Source organism: Streptomyces thermolilacinus SPC6 (assembly GCF_000478605.2).
GTDB classification, from domain to species: Bacteria; Actinomycetota; Actinomycetes; order Streptomycetales; family Streptomycetaceae; genus Streptomyces; species Streptomyces thermolilacinus.
This window is the reverse complement of the sequence record NZ_ASHX02000001.1, coordinates 3,354,272-3,369,567: the sequence shown is the minus strand read 5'-3', so window position 1 is coordinate 3,369,567 and position 15,296 is coordinate 3,354,272. Positions and strand designations below refer to the sequence as shown.

General features: G+C 73.7%; 11 protein-coding genes and 2 tRNA genes. 4 read left to right on the top strand and 9 right to left on the bottom strand.

What is annotated here, in order from left to right:
* Positions 1–138: 138 nt before the first annotated feature.
* Positions 139–351, bottom strand: a complete 213-nt coding sequence (locus tag J116_RS14510; RefSeq protein ID WP_023587789.1) for a hypothetical protein — start codon at positions 349–351, stop codon at positions 139–141.
* 171 nt (positions 352–522) lie between these two features.
* Here J116_RS14510 and J116_RS14505 point away from each other — a divergent pair, with 171 nt between their 5' ends.
* Both J116_RS14505 and J116_RS14500 read left to right on the top strand, forming a co-directional pair.
* Positions 523–1,023 (top strand): MarR family winged helix-turn-helix transcriptional regulator, encoded by a 501-nt coding sequence (locus J116_RS14505; RefSeq protein ID WP_028964056.1) that lies wholly within the window; start codon positions 523–525, stop codon positions 1,021–1,023.
* A gap of 59 nt (positions 1,024–1,082) precedes the next feature.
* A complete protein-coding gene (locus J116_RS14500; RefSeq protein WP_023587787.1) occupies positions 1,083–2,648 on the top strand; it encodes an MDR family MFS transporter in 1,566 nt (521 codons plus the stop codon).
* Positions 2,649–2,821: 173 nt separating this feature from the next.
* Here J116_RS14500 and J116_RS14495 read toward each other — a convergent pair whose 3' ends face one another.
* The 6 genes from J116_RS14495 to J116_RS14470 form a co-directional block, all read right to left on the bottom strand.
* Positions 2,822–3,598 carry a TetR/AcrR family transcriptional regulator gene (locus J116_RS14495; protein WP_023587786.1) on the bottom strand — a complete coding sequence of 259 codons (777 nt, stop codon included), beginning with the start codon at positions 3,596–3,598 and terminating at the stop codon, positions 2,822–2,824.
* A gap of 31 nt (positions 3,599–3,629) precedes the next feature.
* On the bottom strand, positions 3,630–5,135 hold the full coding sequence (locus J116_RS14490; RefSeq protein WP_023587785.1) for an MFS transporter: 1,506 nt from the start codon (positions 5,133–5,135) through the stop codon (positions 3,630–3,632).
* 180 nt (positions 5,136–5,315) lie between these two features.
* On the bottom strand, positions 5,316–6,071 hold the full coding sequence (locus J116_RS14485) for a response regulator transcription factor (protein WP_023587784.1): 756 nt from the start codon (positions 6,069–6,071) through the stop codon (positions 5,316–5,318).
* Between the two features lie 122 nt (positions 6,072–6,193).
* Complete coding sequence (locus J116_RS14480; protein WP_023587783.1) at positions 6,194–7,000, bottom strand: DUF2797 domain-containing protein; 807 nt, start codon at positions 6,998–7,000, stop codon at positions 6,194–6,196.
* A 210-nt stretch (positions 7,001–7,210) separates the two neighbouring features.
* Positions 7,211–7,283 (bottom strand) — tRNA-Arg (locus tag J116_RS14475).
* Positions 7,284–7,536: 253 nt separating this feature from the next.
* Positions 7,537–7,627, bottom strand: a tRNA-Ser gene (locus tag J116_RS14470).
* A gap of 205 nt (positions 7,628–7,832) precedes the next feature.
* Here J116_RS14470 and J116_RS14465 point away from each other — a divergent pair.
* Both J116_RS14465 and J116_RS14460 read left to right on the top strand, forming a co-directional pair.
* The gene (locus J116_RS14465; protein ID WP_023587782.1) at positions 7,833–8,306 is read left to right on the top strand and encodes an SSI family serine proteinase inhibitor; all 474 of its coding nucleotides are present in this window, start codon (positions 7,833–7,835) and stop codon (positions 8,304–8,306) included.
* Between the two features lie 158 nt (positions 8,307–8,464).
* A complete protein-coding gene (locus tag J116_RS14460; protein WP_023587781.1) occupies positions 8,465–12,733 on the top strand; it encodes a response regulator in 4,269 nt (1,422 codons plus the stop codon).
* Positions 12,734–12,812: 79 nt separating this feature from the next.
* Here J116_RS14460 and J116_RS14455 read toward each other — a convergent pair whose 3' ends face one another.
* Both J116_RS14455 and J116_RS14450 read right to left on the bottom strand, forming a co-directional pair.
* Positions 12,813–14,462, bottom strand: coding sequence for a long-chain fatty acid--CoA ligase (locus J116_RS14455; RefSeq protein WP_023587780.1), 1,650 nt, complete (start codon positions 14,460–14,462; stop codon positions 12,813–12,815).
* A 172-nt stretch (positions 14,463–14,634) separates the two neighbouring features.
* Positions 14,635–15,180: a SigE family RNA polymerase sigma factor gene (locus J116_RS14450; protein WP_023587779.1), complete on the bottom strand. Its 546-nt coding sequence runs from the start codon at positions 15,178–15,180 to the stop codon at positions 14,635–14,637.
* Positions 15,181–15,296 lie beyond the last annotated feature (116 nt).

Below are 15,296 nucleotides of genomic sequence, written 5' to 3'. Positions count from 1 at the left end.
GAGCCCTACCGAGCGCCACGTCACAGCGCACGCCCAAGTCGCGGCCCGAGCGCGCCGGACCGAAAACGCGCCGGGCCCGTGGCGTGCCGCGCGGCTCCGCGCACCGGTACGCGTACCGGTCGACGTACCGGGCCGGGGTCAGCCCAGCGCCAGCCAGGCGACGGCCGCGACGACCACGACCGCCAGGACGATGCCGGCGATCAGGCCGACGCGGGGGCCGGACGACTGGACCACGGCCTGCTGCTGCCGCTGGGGCGCGCCCTCGTCGACGAAGGCGCGGAACATCTGGGTGGAGCCCGCGGGGTCGTAGTTGCCCTCGGGGCCCTGGGGGGCGTGCGGGTTGTGTGCCATGGGGCAGGACCCTAGCGAATCCCGGCCCACCGCCCCACCCCGGGCGGCCCGCGGAACGATCTTGACCCTTCTTTGCCAGGTCTTTGGCCGTATGTCCCCCCATTTCATTTGCCTGTAACAACCATCTGAATCTATGGTTGCTCTAAGCAACAAGATGCGGAGGTGTCCGCCGTGGCAGCACGCGGACAGTACGAGGAGCTGGCCCGCCAGATCAGCGCCGTCGGGGTCGTCAAGCGCGGCATCGCACGGCTGCTCCCCACCGAGTGCCCGAGTGGTGCCGCCGCCGTGCTGGCGCTGCTGGACCGGTACGGGGACATGCGCCTGAGCAGGCTCGCCGAGCACCTCGCCGTCGACATGTCGGTCACCAGCCGGCACGTCGCCCATGTGGTGGAGCACGGCTGGGTCGAGCGGTCACCCGATCCGGGCGACCGGCGCTCCCGCATCCTGCGCCTCACCCCCTCGGGGCGGGAGGTGCTGGACGACCTCGGCCAGCGCACCACGGACCTGTTCGCGGACCGCCTGCGGGAGTGGTCCGACGACGAGGTCGGGCAACTCGTCACGCTGCTGGCCCGCCTCCGGACGTCGTTCGGGGACGGCCGGACGCACCACCAGCCGCACGCACCGCTCCCGGCTCCGGTTCCGGCGCCGGAACCGGCCCCGACGAGCCCATAGACGAAGAAACAGCAGAAGCAGCAGAAACAGCAGACGACGACGCACCCGTAAGGAAGTACATGGCCACGACCACCCCGTCAGGAGTGCGGGACGGCGACGCCGGCGAGGCCGGCCGCACGCCGATGACGCACCGGCAGATCATGGAGGCGCTGTCCGGGCTGATGCTCGGCATGTTCGTCGCCATCCTCTCGTCGACGATCGTCTCCAACGCCCTCCCCGAAATCATCACCGACCTCGGCGGCGGCCAGAGCGCCTACACCTGGGTCGTGACGGCGTCGCTGCTGGCCATGACCGCGACGACGCCGCTCTGGGGCAAGCTCGCGGACCTGTTCTCGAAGAAGCTGCTGGTGCAGCTGTCCCTCGTCGTCTACGTGATCGGCTCGGTCGTCGCCGGTCTCTCCCAGAGCTCCGGCATGCTGATCGCCTGCCGGGTCGTCCAGGGCATAGGCGTGGGCGGTCTCTCCGCCCTCGCGCAGATCGTGATGGCCGCGATGATCTCCCCGCGCGAGCGCGGCCGCTACTCCGGCTACCTCGGCGCCGTCTTCGCCGTCGCGACGGTCGGCGGCCCGCTGCTCGGCGGCGTGATCACCGACACCGACTGGCTCGGCTGGCGCTGGTGCTTCTACGTCGGCGTGCCGTTCGCCGTCATCGCCCTGATCGTCCTTCAGAAGACCCTCCGCCTGCCGGTGGTCCGGCGCGAGGTGAAGGTGGACTGGTCGGGCGCCGCCCTGATCAGCGCCGCCGTGTCGCTGCTGCTCATCTGGGTCACCTTCGCGGGCGACAAGTACGACTGGATGTCCTGGCAGACCGCCGTGATGGTGGGCGGCTCGGTGATGCTCGGCGCGCTGTTCGTCGCCGTCGAGTCCCGCGCCGCGGAACCGATCATCCCGCTGCGCCTGTTCCGCAACCGGACGATCACGCTCGCGTCGCTGGCCTCGCTGTTCGTGGGGGTGGCGATGTTCGCCGGGACGGTGTTCTTCAGCCAGTACTTCCAGCTGGCGCGGGACAAGTCGCCGACGATGTCCGGCGTCATGACGATCCCGATGATCGCGGGCCTGTTCGTCTCGTCCACGGTCTCCGGCCAGATCATCACCAAGACGGGCCGTTGGAAGGCGTGGCTGGTCGGCGGTGGTGTGCTGGTGACGGCGGGCCTCGGACTGCTCGGCACGATCCGGTACGACACGCCCTACTGGCACGTGGCGCTGTTCATGGCCGTGCTGGGCCTGGGCATCGGCATGATGATGCAGAACCTGGTCCTGTGCACCCAGAACCAGGTCGCCCCCCGGGACCTGGGCGCCGCGTCGTCGGTCGTCACGTTCTTCCGGTCGCTGGGCGGCGCCGTGGGCGTCTCCGCGCTGGGCGCCGTGATGGGCAACAAGGTCACGGAGTACGTGAAGGAGGGCCTCGCGGCCCTCGGCCCGAAGGGCGCCGCCCTGGGCAGCGGCGGTACGGGCGGCGGCATCCCGGACCTGGACAAGCTGCCCGCGCCGGTCCGCCCGGTGATGGAGAGCGCGTACGGGCACGCGGTGGGGGACGTCTTCCTCTACTCGGCACCGTTCGCCCTGCTCGCCCTCCTGGTGACGCTCTTCATCCGCGAGGTCGCCCTGAAGAACGCGACCCACTGATACTCCGGGCCCGCCGCCCTTGAGCGGAGAGCGGCGCGCCCGGACGGAAGGCCCCGGTGGCGGGCAGGGCAGGCAGGGGACGCCCCCGGCCCGCCACCGGGGCCTCACTCATGCGCGAGAACGGCCGCCGTTCCGGCCCGGGACCCGTACCGGCCCGGCCCCGTACGGGCCGGTCACCCGCGTGTCCGGGCCTCGATGCCCGCGACCAGCAGGTCCAGGGCGAACGCGAAGTCGCGGTCCCTCGTCTCGTCCACCGTCGCCCCCTGGCGGGCTTCGTTCATCTCCCGGCCCGCGTCCATGACCGGAGCCAGGTCCGGGTGCCCGCCCATCGCGCCCATGGCCCGGGCGACGTACTCGTCCTGGCCCATGCCCGCCTCGGCGCACCGCTTGCGGAAGTGGCCCTCGATGGTGCCGAAGCCGTACACGAACTGGAAGACCGCCGCGATGGCGCCCGCCTGCTGCTCGGGCGCCAGCCCCGTCTTGGCGATCAGCCGCTGCACGCACAGCACGAACGCCGCCCAGTTCGGGCCGATGTTCAGGAACCGGCCCATCAGCGGCGACAGCCACGGGTGGCGGACCAGCAGCGCCCGGTACCCCTGCGCGAGATCCCGCAGCTGCTCGCGCCAGTCGTCGTCCGCGTCCGGGTCCGGGAGGTACAGCTCGCCCGCCGCCGCGTCGCTGGCCAGCTCCAGCAGGTCGTCCTTGGAGTCCACGTACCAGTAGAGCGACATCGCCGTGACGTTCAGCTCGGCGGCCAAGCGGCGCATGGAGAACTTCGCCTCCCCTTCCGCGTCCAGGAGCCGTACGGTCGCCTCCGTGATGCGCTCCCGGTCCAGGCCCGACGGGTGGTCACCGCCCGCCCGGCGGCCGCGCGACGCGGCCGCCTTGCCGTCCAGCCAGACGCTCATCCGCACCGGGCGCTTCGTGTCGCGGTCGGCTGCCGACGCCATGGGCTTCCTCCTCTTTCCGTGCGGGCCGATGCTATGCCGCCGCCCTCGTCCCGCGCTCCGCACGACGCAGCAGCAGCGCCGCGAGGAGGCCGCCCGCCAGGACCGCGACGGCGCCGACGAGTTGGCTCGTCTCCAGGCCCGCCGCGAAGGCGTTTGCGATCCGCGCGCGCTCCGCCGGACCGTCGGCCTCCGCCAGCGCCGCGGGCAGCGACACGGCCGCCACGGAGGCGAGCGCCGTGAACCGGGCGTTGAGCACGGCGCCGAGCACCGCCACACCGAGGCCGTTGCCGAACTCGGCGAGCGTGCCGTTGATCCCGGCGCCGACCCCGGCCTTCTCCGGGGGGATCGCGCTCATGATGGCGTTGGCCATGGCGGGCATCGACAAAGAGACGCCGGCGCCCATGACGACCAGGCCGAGCAGCATCCCGCCGTACCCCTGGGAGCCGAGGAGCGCGATCGACGCGAGGCCGCCGGAGACCAGGGCCATGCCGAGGGCGATCGTGCCGGGCGTGCCCACCCTCGGCAGCAGCCGGGCGCCGACGCCGCTCAGGTTCAGCACGACGACGGTCAGCGCGAGCGGCGCCGTCCGCAGGCCCGCGTCGAGCGGGTCGTACCCGAGGACGAACTGCAGGTGCTGGGTGAGCAGGAACAGCGACCCGGTCATGCCGAACGCGACGAGGATCGCGCCCGCGACGGCGCCGACGAACCGCTGGTTGCGGAAGAAGTGCATGTCCAGCATGGGGTACGGGGTGCGCAGCTCCCAGAACGCGAAGGCGCCCATGGCGAGGAGGCCGAGCGTCGCCGACACCAGCACATGGCCGGACAGCCAGCCGTGGTCGGGGCCGTTGATGATCGCGTACACGAGGGCGGTCATGCCGATCGTGGACAGCACCGCGCCGAGCAGGTCGGGGCGGTCGCCCTGCCTGTGCTTGGACTCCGGTACGAGGACGGCGACGGCGACCAGGCCGACAGCCGCGACCGGCAAGTTGATCAGGAAGATCGCGCCCCACCAGAAGTGGTCGAGCATGAAGCCGCCCAGCAGCGGGCCCGCCGCGAAGCCCAGCGAGCTGACGGTGGACCAGATGGCGATGGCCTTGACGCGCTCCGATTCGTCGAAGATCTGCACGACGACCGCGAGGGTCGTGGTCATCAGCAGCGCGCCGCCGATGCCCATGCCCGCCCGCGCGGCGATCAGCTGGGCGGAGCTCTGCGCGAGACCGGCGGCGAGCGAGCCGACACCGAACAGCACCAGGCCGGTGAGCAGCATGCGCTTGCGGCCGTAGCGGTCGGCTGCGTTCCCGGCGGTGAGGAGGAGGCCGGACTGGACGAGCGCGTACGCGTTGATCATCCACTGGATGTCGGCGGTGGACGCGTTCAGCTCCCGCGTGAGGGACGGGATGGCCACGTTCAGGACGGTGTTGTCGAGCAACACGGTGAGCTGGGCCAGGCAGATGACGCCGAGGATCAGCCAGCGCTGCGGGTGGCCGCCGCCGGACGCGGCGGCGGGGTTCGGGGTCTCGGCGGTCGTCGCCGTCAAGAGGCACTCCTTGTACGGTGTAAGGGACTGTTTCCCGTACACCGTACAAGGTCACCTCTTACGCCGTATAGGGATTTCTTCCGGCCATCGACAGGCACCCCTTTCCGGCCACTTCCTGCCACCGGGCCGCTGCCACACCCGTCAGGGCCGACCACGGGGCCCGACACACCTCCCGTACGGTCATTCACCCGGCTTGATCAGGTACCCGGCGCCGCGCCGCGTGTGGATCATCGGGGTGCGGCCCGCGTCGATCTTGCGGCGGAGGTACGAGATGTACAGCTCGACCACGTTGGCCCGGCCGCCGAAGTCGTACGACCAGACGCGGTCGAGGATCTGGGCCTTGCTGAGGACGCGCCGCGGGTTGCGCATGAGGAACCGCAGCAGTTCGAACTCGGTGGCCGTCAGGTGGATGCCCTGCCCGCCACGGGCCACCTCGTGGCTGTCCTCGTCCAGGGTGAGGTCGCCCACGACGAGCAGCGAGTCGCCGCGGGCGGGCGCGGCGCCGGAGCGGCGGATCAGCCCGCGCAGCCGGGCGACGACCTCCTCCAGGGCGAACGGCTTGGCCACGCAGTCGTCGCCGCCCGCGGTGAGCCCGGCGACACGGTCCTCGACGGAGTCCCCGGGCGTGAGGAACAGGACGGGCACGTCGGGGTGGTCGCGGCGCAGCCGGTGGAGCACGCTCAGCCCGTCGACACCGGGCGGCGTCACGTCCAGGACGACGGCGTCGGGCCGGACGTCGCGGGCGGCGCTCACGGCGTCGGCGCCGTTCCCGGCGGTGCGGACCTCCCAGCCCTCGTAGCGCAGGGCCAGGGACAGGAGTTCGGAGAGGGACGACTCGCCGCCCACGACGAGCACGCGGACCGGCCTGCCGTCGGACCGCCGCGTCTCGGAGCGGGAGCGGACACGGGCACGGGGCTGGGGAGGGGAGACGGTCATACCGTCAGGCTGGGCGGGGCGGCTGAGAGGCCGCTTACGGGTTCCTGTGATTTCCCTGAGAATCCCACCGGCACGGCGACCGCCCGGTCACCCCGAGGCAGCCCCCGCCGTCCCCTACGGCTTCAGAACAGCCCCCTCTGGACGGCATCGACCGGCAGGGTCATCCGCCCGCCGCCCCGGGCGAGCTCCCATCCGGCGACCAGCCGGCCGTCGAGCACCACCTGCCGCCCGTCGCCCAGCTCCAGGTGCAGATCGGGCCCGGCGACCGCGAGCAGCGTGCCCGCCAGCTCCCCGCCCGCCACGAGGCCGCCCGCGGCGCCGACGACACCGTCGATCCGCGCCACCCGGTCCAGCCCGAACACCTCGGCGTGGTCCCGCACCCCGGCGAACGGCAGGGCCTCCAGCGTGTCTCCCCACCCCGGTACGGCGCGGGCGGCCCGGTACAGCCGCTCCACCTCGGCCGCGCGCTCCTCCGGGCCGGGCAGCCCGGCGCGGGCGAGGCGCTTGGCGGCGTACGGGATCCGGTCGGGCACGCCCAGCGCGGCGCCCAGCACCTCCTCGGTCCGCCGCGCGGCCATCAACGGCCCGCGCCCGAGCCAGGCGAACGCGACGGCCCCCTGTTCCAGCAGCCGCGCGTCGCCCCGCTCCTCGGCGGTGATGCCCACCTTGACGAGGGCGCCGCCGAACCAGGCGAGGTACACGCGGAAGACCCTCGGGTCGTCGAGCGCGGTGTCGGCGGCGACGGAGTGCGCCCGGTCGAGACGCGCGCACTGGGCGCACAGCCCGCCGGTGCCGCGGGCGCCGACGACGGCTCGCTCCGGGCAGGCGTTGCCGCGCGCCCCCGGACACAGCCGCTCCCCGACGACCCGGAACGCCAGCTCACGCCCGTACGGGAGAGGACTGGTCCGCCCGCCCTCCCACGCCCACACGGGCCGCCGCCCCACCCACCGGACCCCCCGGCTCCGCCACCCGCCCGTCACGACGCGTCAAGCACGCGCGGTCCCCCGACCACGAACCACCGCTCCCCGGCCTCCACCACCATGCGCGCCACTGTCCCACAGCCACCCGGCACCCCCGCCGCACACCGCCCCCGGAAAACGCCGAAGACCCCGGATCTCTCCGGGGCCTTCGGCCTGCTGTGCACTCGGCAGGATTCGAACCTGCAACCTTCTGATCCGTAGTCAGATGCTCTATCCGTTAAGCTACGAGTGCCTGCCAGTGATCTTACTCCCTGGCTTTCCTCCCGGGCTTTTCGGCCCGGTCGGCGTTGCGGAAACAACATTACATGACCTGCGCCGGGACGCGAAATCCATTAGCCAAACCGGTCACAACCTGGACAAACACGCCCCCGAAGCGCTCGCGGTGGCGGATTCCAAGGCCCCTGCACCCGGAGAGGCGACCGGGCAGCGCCGGAGCCGACCGGGAACGACGGAAGCCCCGGCCTGGGGCCGGGGCTTCCTTGGTGCGGAGGCGGAGGGATTTGAACCCTCGATGGACGGTAAAGCCCAAACCGCATTAGCAGTGCGGCGCCATAGACCGGACTAGGCGACGCCTCCAGCGCACCCGCGCTCGCGCGTGTGGTGCGTGCAGATGATGACACAGCCTGGGGCCGCGTCACCAATCGCCGTCCACGGTACTAGGCGCCGGGGGCGCAGGGCAAAGGCTTACGGTTGCGCAACGCGGCGGCCGGTGCAGCGTTAGAGGGGTGGGGAGCCGGGCCCCGCCGGTGCCCCGCAGGTTCCCGAGCACCCAGGAGTACGCATGCTGCGCCGACTCGTCCTGACCACCGCCGCCTCCGTCGCCGCCCTCGGCGTCGCCGCGCCCCTCGCCGTCGCCTCCCCCCTGCCGCCCCTGCCGCAGCTGGCGCAGCTCCCGCCGCTGCTCCCGTCCGACTCCGGCCCCGACGCGCTGACGATCACCGTGGAGCGGTCCGGCAACCCGACAGCGGACGGGACGTTCGAGCTGGAGTGCGACGGCGGCGAGGGCAGCGGCACCCACCCGCGCGCCGACCGCGCCTGCGCCCGGCTGGTGGAGCTGTCCGAGGACGGCCAGGACCCGTTCGCCCCCGTCCCGCAGGACCGGATGTGCACCCAGCAGCACGGCGGCCCGGCCACCGCACGTATCACCGGCACCTGGCAGGGCCGTGACGTCGACGCCCGTTTCGCCCGGACGAACGGCTGCGAGATCGCCCGCTGGGAGAGCCTCCAGCCGGTCCTCCCGCAGGCGCGGTCGTAGCGAGCCGGGCGCGTTCACCAGTGACTACGGGCTGGGGGCGTACGCGGCGCGCACACAACCTCGCGCAGAGCTCCCCCTCATCCACCGCCCCTCCCACACCCCCAGCCCTTAGACTCCCTTCCGTAAGCGGCAGTAGGTCAGTGGGAGGAAGCGTCGTCGTGAGCAGCAGGCCATCCCGAGGCGCTGCTCGCCTCGCAGCCATACTCGACGCCCTGCCCGACGGGCTGGTCCTCGTCAACACCAACGGCACGGTCGTCAACGCCAACACCATCGCGCTCGAGATGTTCGAGACGCCCGGCACGGCGCTGGTGGGGCGCGGCCTGCTGGATCTGCTGCCGTCGTTCGACTCGCGGCTCATCCCCGGCTCCATGCGGCGCCCCGAGGCGGCCGACCCGCTGGGCCGGACCAAGCCGACCCGCATGATGGCGCGGCGGACGGACGGCAGCGAGTTCCCCGTCGAGGTCACCAGCGCGGGCCTGGAGGACGGCGACAAGGCGTACGACTCCTACGGGGCCGGCTCGTACAGTGGCGACGAGTTGCTGATGATCGTCGTCCGCGACCTCTCCGGCACCATCGACACCGAGGCCGAACTGGCCCGTTCGCAGCGCCAGACCGAGATGATCCTGCGCGCCGCGTCCGAGGGCGTCGTCGGCACGGACACGGACGGGCGCATCGTCCTGGTCAACCCCGCCGCCGCGCAGATCCTCGGCTGGCGGGCCGGTGAGCTGGGCGGCAAGGAGCTCCACCCGCTGATGCTGCACTCGCGTGCGGACGGCGAGCCGTTCCCGTACGACGAGTCGCCGCTCGCCGACACGCTGCGCTCCGGGCGGAAGCACCGCGTCCGGGGGCAGGTCGTGTGGGCGAAGGACGGCTCCGCCGTCCCGGTGGACCTGACGACCGCCCCCGTACGGGACGGGGACCAGCTGGTCGGCGCGGTCATGACGTTCGCCGACCGGCGGCCGTACGAGCAGCTCACCGAGGAGCACGCCGAGCGGGTCGCCGCGCTGACCGAGAAGCACAAGGCGGAGACCGCCGCGCTCATCGAGAAGCACGAGGCCGAGACCGCCGCGCTCACCGAGAAGCACGAGGCGGAGACCGCCGCGTACGAGGAGCGGCTCGCTGATGCCGGGAAGCGGTACGAGTCGCTCGCCGGGCGGCACACCCAGCTGACCGCCGTCCTCGGCGAGTCGCTGCGCGGCCCGCTGGAGGAGCTGCGCCGCGAGCTAGGCACGCTCGCCGCCGACCCGGCCGGGCAGCTGTGGCCCGAGGCCAACCAGATCCTCCACCACCTGGCCGCCGGGTACGCCCGGATGACGACCCTGGTGGACAACGTCCTCGGCTTCCAGCGGCTGGACACGGGCGAGGAGGAGCTGCGCAAGGAGCTGGTGCTGCTCGACGCGGTCGTGGCGAGCGGCCTCGACGGCGCGGTGGAGCTGATCGGTCCGGGCCGGGTGCAGTTCGCGGTGCACGCGCCGCCCATCGAGGCGGAGATCGACGGCGTACGCCTGGCCACCGCCCTCGCGCACCTGGTCGCCGACGTCGCGGGCGTGGACTCCACGGGCAAGGCGCGCGTCGTGGCGGACGGCGGCTACGCCGACTCGACGATCGTCGTGGCCGCGGCGCAGCGCGGCGAGGTCGTACGGATCGAGGTGCGAGGGCCGTACGCGGGCGGCGACCCGGTGCACGAGCCGATCGTGCGCGGGATCGTCCGCGCGCACGGCGGTGTCCTCCAGACGCACGAGGTGCCCGGTACGAGCGGCAGCGCTTATGTGCTGGAGGTTCCGCTGGGCGCCGGGGGCGGTGCCGTCGCGCCGGACACCCGGGAGGGCGACGAGGCCGCTGCCGGGGCGGGTGCTGCCGACGGCGGTGGGCCTGAGGGCGGTGCCGCGGATGGTGGCGGTGCTGACGGCGGGGGCGCGGGCGCTGGGGGCGTCGCCGTGACGCTGCCCGCGCAGCAGTCCGGCCCTGGTTCCGGTACGGGCGCCGGTGCCGGTTCCGGTGCCGGTGAGCCGACTGCGGGCGGGGGTCGGCGGCGGGCCCGGCGCGCCTCGACGGACGCCTTCCTCGACAGTCCGGTACGTGCGGAGGACCCCGTGGCGGTCCCGCCGACCGGCCGTCGCCGCGCCGCCGCGCCCACCGGTGACACGACGGGCGAGCAGCGGCTCGTACCCGCGCAGGATTCCGGGAGCCCCGAACCGACCGGTCGCCGTCGCGGGCGGCCCAGCCCGGCGGAGGCCGCACCGGCGGCGGAGGGCTCCGTCGTGATGGCCGCCGAGTCGGCCGCGCCGCCCCGTCCGGCGGGCCTCGGCGACACCGTGCCGCCGCAGGGCGTGGGCCCCGTGGGCGACGCCGTACCGGGCGGTGGGCGCCGTGCGCGTCGGGGCCCGGCGGAGGAGGGTGCCGTGCCGGCGCTCCCGGCCGCGCCCGTACCGGCGCAGGGAGCGCAAGGGGTGCACGGGGCGCAAGGGGTGGCCCAGGGACCGGCGCCTGTACCGGCGCAGGGAGTGGCGCCCGCGCCTGCCGGGCGCCGTGCGCGCCGGGCGCTCGCGGCGGGCCAGGAGCGCGCTGCCGCGACCGCCGAGGGCACGGGGCGGGCGGCCTTCGCGCTGCCCCCCGCGGAGGCGGACCGCGCCCCGGGCGGCCAGTCGCCGCAGCACATGGAGGCGGCGGGCCGGCCGGTGCAGGCGGGGCAGCGGGGACAGGCCGTTCAGGCGGCGCAGGCCGCCCAGGCCCAGCCGGTCGCGCCGGGCCAGGCCGCCCGGAGCCAGCGGGTCGCGCCGGTCGCGCCCGCCGCGCCGGTCGTGCCTGCCGCGCCCGACGCGGACAGCCACCACGACGCCGTCCGTGCGGTGCCGGGTGCCGACCACACTCCGCCGCAGCCCCACCCGATCCCGGCCCCGCCGGTCGCGCCCGGCATGCCGGTACCGCCTGGCGCACCGGTACCTCCGGTCGCCGCCGTACCGCCGGTTCCGGGAGCACCAGGGCCCGAGCAGGCCCCCGGGGCGCCCGTGCCGCCGGGTGCCGCCGCGCCCATGGCCGCCCCTGGCGCACCCGCCGGACCCGGTGGCCCCGTCCCGCCGGTCACCCCCGGCGCCCCGGTCCCGCCCGGCGCCCCAGCCGCACCCGGCACCACCCCCGTGCCGCCCGGCGCGCACCCGGCGCCCACGCCCGCGCCCGGCACCGCCGTACCCACCGGGCGGCGCCGCGCCGTAGCGCCCCCTGCCCCGGCGGCACCCGCCGCGGAGGCCCCGGCGGCTCCCGTCCCCGCGCCCGGCACGCCCCCCAACGGCCTGCCGGTGGACGCGGCCGGGTCCACGCAGGGGCGGGCGTTCAGCGTCCGTACCCTCGGCCAAGGCGTGCCGTTCGCCCAGCAGGCCACCGCGGTCCAGCACCAGACACCCGCCCAGGGAACAGGCACCGGCACCGGCTCCGGGCGTCGCCGCAAGCTGGCCACGCCCCCGGAGACCGACCCGCGGCCCGCCCCCGAGGCCGCCGCCCCCGCACCGCCCACCGCGCCCCCGGCGCCCGGCACCCCCGCGCCCCACGGCCAGCAGCTGCTCACGCCCCCGGCCGCGGAGGGCCGTGCGTACGAGATAGGGGCACCGGACGAGGGCGCGGACGAGGGCCCCGAGCCGTTGGACGGGCCGGGCGGCGCCGTGGAGGTGGCCAACGAGCCGCAGCCGCAGCCCGTGGACGACGAGCTGCCGCCGGAGCCGCTGGACAACCCGCGCCGTCTCCTCGTGTGGCCCGCACCGGACGTGACGACGCAGCAGGCGCTGACCGACCGGGGCTACCGGCCGGTGATCGTGCACTCCCGCGAGGAGGTGGACGCGCAGATCGCCGCGTTCCCGGCGGCCCTGTTCGTGGACCCGCTGACCGGACCCATCACGCGTACCGCCCTCCAGTCGCTGCGCCAGGCCGCGGTGGCCGCCGAGGTCCCGGTGCTGCTGGCGGCGGGTCTCGGCCAGGCGACCCGCGAGGCCGCGTACGGCGCCGATCCGGCCGTACTCCTCAAGGCGCTGGCGCCGCGCGACAGCGAGCAGCACCCGTCGCGGGTCCTGCTGATCGAGGAGCACGACGAGATCGCGCACGCGCTGGCGGCCGCGCTGGAGCGGCGCGGCATGCGGGTGCAGCGGGCGGCGACGGACGGCGAGGCCGTCGCGCTGGCCTCCCAGCTGCCGCCGAACCTCGTGGTCATGGATCTGATGCAGGTACGGCGCAGGCGGGCCGGGATCATCGACTGGCTGCGCGCCAACGGGCACCTCAACCGCACGCCGCTGGTCGTCTACACGTCGGCGGGACTGGACGAGGCGGACCTGCCGCGGCTGGCATCGGGCGAGACGGTGCTGTTCCTCGCGGAGCGGTCCACGAGCCCCGAGGTGCAGTCGCGGATCGTCGACCTGCTCGCGAAGATCGGCACCAACTAGCGGCGGCGCACGGAGTAAGCGCACGGAGAAGGGGGAGGGGGCGAGCCGGTCGGCTCGCCCCCTCCCCCTTCTTCACTGACTACAGCAGCGTGACGTCCAGCTCCCCGTCCGCGTACTGCTTGCGGATCACCTTCTTGTCGAACTTGCCGACGCTCGTCTTCGGCACCGCCGGGACGACCGCCCAGCGCTCCGGCAGCTGCCACCTGGCGATGCCCGACTCGGCGAGGAACGCGCGCAGCGTCTCGTAGTCGGCGCTCGCTCCCTCCCTGAGGACGACCGTCGCGAGCGGCCGCTCGCCCCACCGGTCGTCCGGGACCGCCACGACGGCGGCCTCGGCGACGTCCGGGTGGCCCATCAGGGCGTTCTCCAGCTCGACGGACGAGATCCATTCACCGCCCGACTTGATGACGTCCTTCGCGCGGTCCGTGAGGGTGAGGTACCCGTCGGGGCTGATGACGCCCACGTCGCCCGTCTTCAGCCAGCCGTCCTCGCTGAACTTGTCGTCGGGCCGCAGCGCCTCGGCGTCCGCGCCGCCGTAGTAGGCGCCCGCGATCCACGGGCCGCGGACCTCCAGCTCACCGGCGGACTCACCGTCCCACGGCAGCGTCTCGCCGTTCTGGCCGATCAGCCGCGCCTCGACACTGGCCGGGAAGCGGCCCTGCGTGACGCGGTACGGCCATGCCTCCTCCTCCGTCAGGCCGGCGGGCGGGAACGCCATGGTGCCGAGCGGGGAGGTCTCCGTCATGCCCCAGGCGTGGCAGAGGCGGACGCCGAGCTTGTCGTACGCCTCCATGAGGGAGGGCGGGCAGGCGGCGCCGCCGATGGTGACGTTGGCCATGGAGGAGATGTCGCGCGGGTTGGCCATCACCTCGGCGAGGAGGCCCTGCCAGATGGTGGGGACGGCGGCGGCGTGCGACGGCCGCTCCTTCTCGATCATCTCGGCGAGCGGGGCGGGCTGGAGGAAGCGGTCGGGCATCAGCATGTTGACGCCGCTCATGAACGTGGCGTGCGGCAACCCCCAGGCGTTCACGTGGAACTGCGGGACGACCACCAGCGTCGTGTCGCGGTCGGTGAGGCCCATGGACTCGCTCATGTTCACCTGCATGGAGTGCAGGTAGATGGAGCGGTGGGAGTAGACGACGCCCTTGGGGTCGCCGGTGGTGCCGGAGGTGTAGCACATGGCGGCGGCCTGGCGTTCGTCCAGCTCAGGCCAGTCGAACGTGTCCGGGCGGCCCGCTATCAGCTCGTCGTAGTCGTGGACCTGCGGCGCGGCGTCGTCCAGGACGGAGCGGTCGCCGGGTCCCGCGACGACGACGTGCTCGACGGTCGGCAGGTGCGGCAGGAGCGGCGCGAGAAGGGGGAGGAGGGTGCCGTTGACCAGGACGACGCGGTCGGCGGCGTGGTTGACGATCCAGATGAGCTGCTCGGCGGGGAGGCGCAGGTTGAGCGTGTGGAGGACCGCGCCCATGGACGGGATCGCGAGGTACGCCTCGACGTGCTCGGCGTTGTTCCACATCAGGGTCGCGACCCGGTCGTCGCCGACGACCCCGAGTTCGTCGCGCAGGGCGTTGGCGAGCCGCGTCGCCCGGACACCGGTCTCGGCGAAGCTGCGTCGCTGCGGCTCCGGTCCACCGGTCCAGGTGGTGATCTGCGACTTCCCGTGGATCGTCATCCCGTGGTGAAGGATGCGGGTGACGGTCAGCGGTACGTCCTGCATGGTGCTCAGCACGGCGTCCTCCCGGTGGGCGCTCGCTACGCGGCGGTGTGGTGTGCAGATTCTGCGCCCATACCGCGCGGTATGTCACTACCCCTGGGTATGCCGTTTCACGTGAAACATCCGTCACGAGCACCGGACCGTGCCCCGGACATCGAGGCCCGCCCGCGCCAGGGCACCTCCGAAGTCACCGGACCGGCGCCAGTTCCGGATCGTCCCGCAGCTTGCCCAGGGCACGGGAGACGGCGCTCTTGACGGTCCCCACGGACACCCCGAGCACCGCCGCCGTCTGCGCCTCGCTGAGGTCTTCGTAGTACCGGAGTACGACCATGGCGCGCTGCCGGTCGGGCAGCCGCATGACCGCACGCCACATCGCGTCGCGCAGGCCCTGCCGCTCGGCCGGGTCGGACTCCTGCAACCCGTGCGGCTCCGGTAGCTCGTCGCACGCGAACTCGTCCACCCGGCGCTTGCGCCACTGCGACGTACGCGTGTTGACGAGGGCGCGGCGCACATAGCCGTCGAGGGCGCGGTGGTCCTCGATGCGCTCCCAGGCCACGTACGTCTTCGCGAGGGCGGTCTGGAGCAGGTCCTCGGCGTCGCAGGGGTTGGCGGTCAGCGAGCGCGCGGTGCGCAGCAGGACGGGGCCCCGGGCCCGTACGTACGAGGAGAAGGACGGATACGCGGAGGCGGCCGTGGAGGCTCCGGCACAGACGGGGCCAGTAGTCGCGGTCATACGACCACGCTAGGAGCGGGGCACCCGCACGGGGATCGCCCCCAGGTCCCGAAACGGTGTCCCCCTCAGGTTGTAGGGGTGATGCGGGACCCACCTCCTGTAGGTGGAGGGGAGGG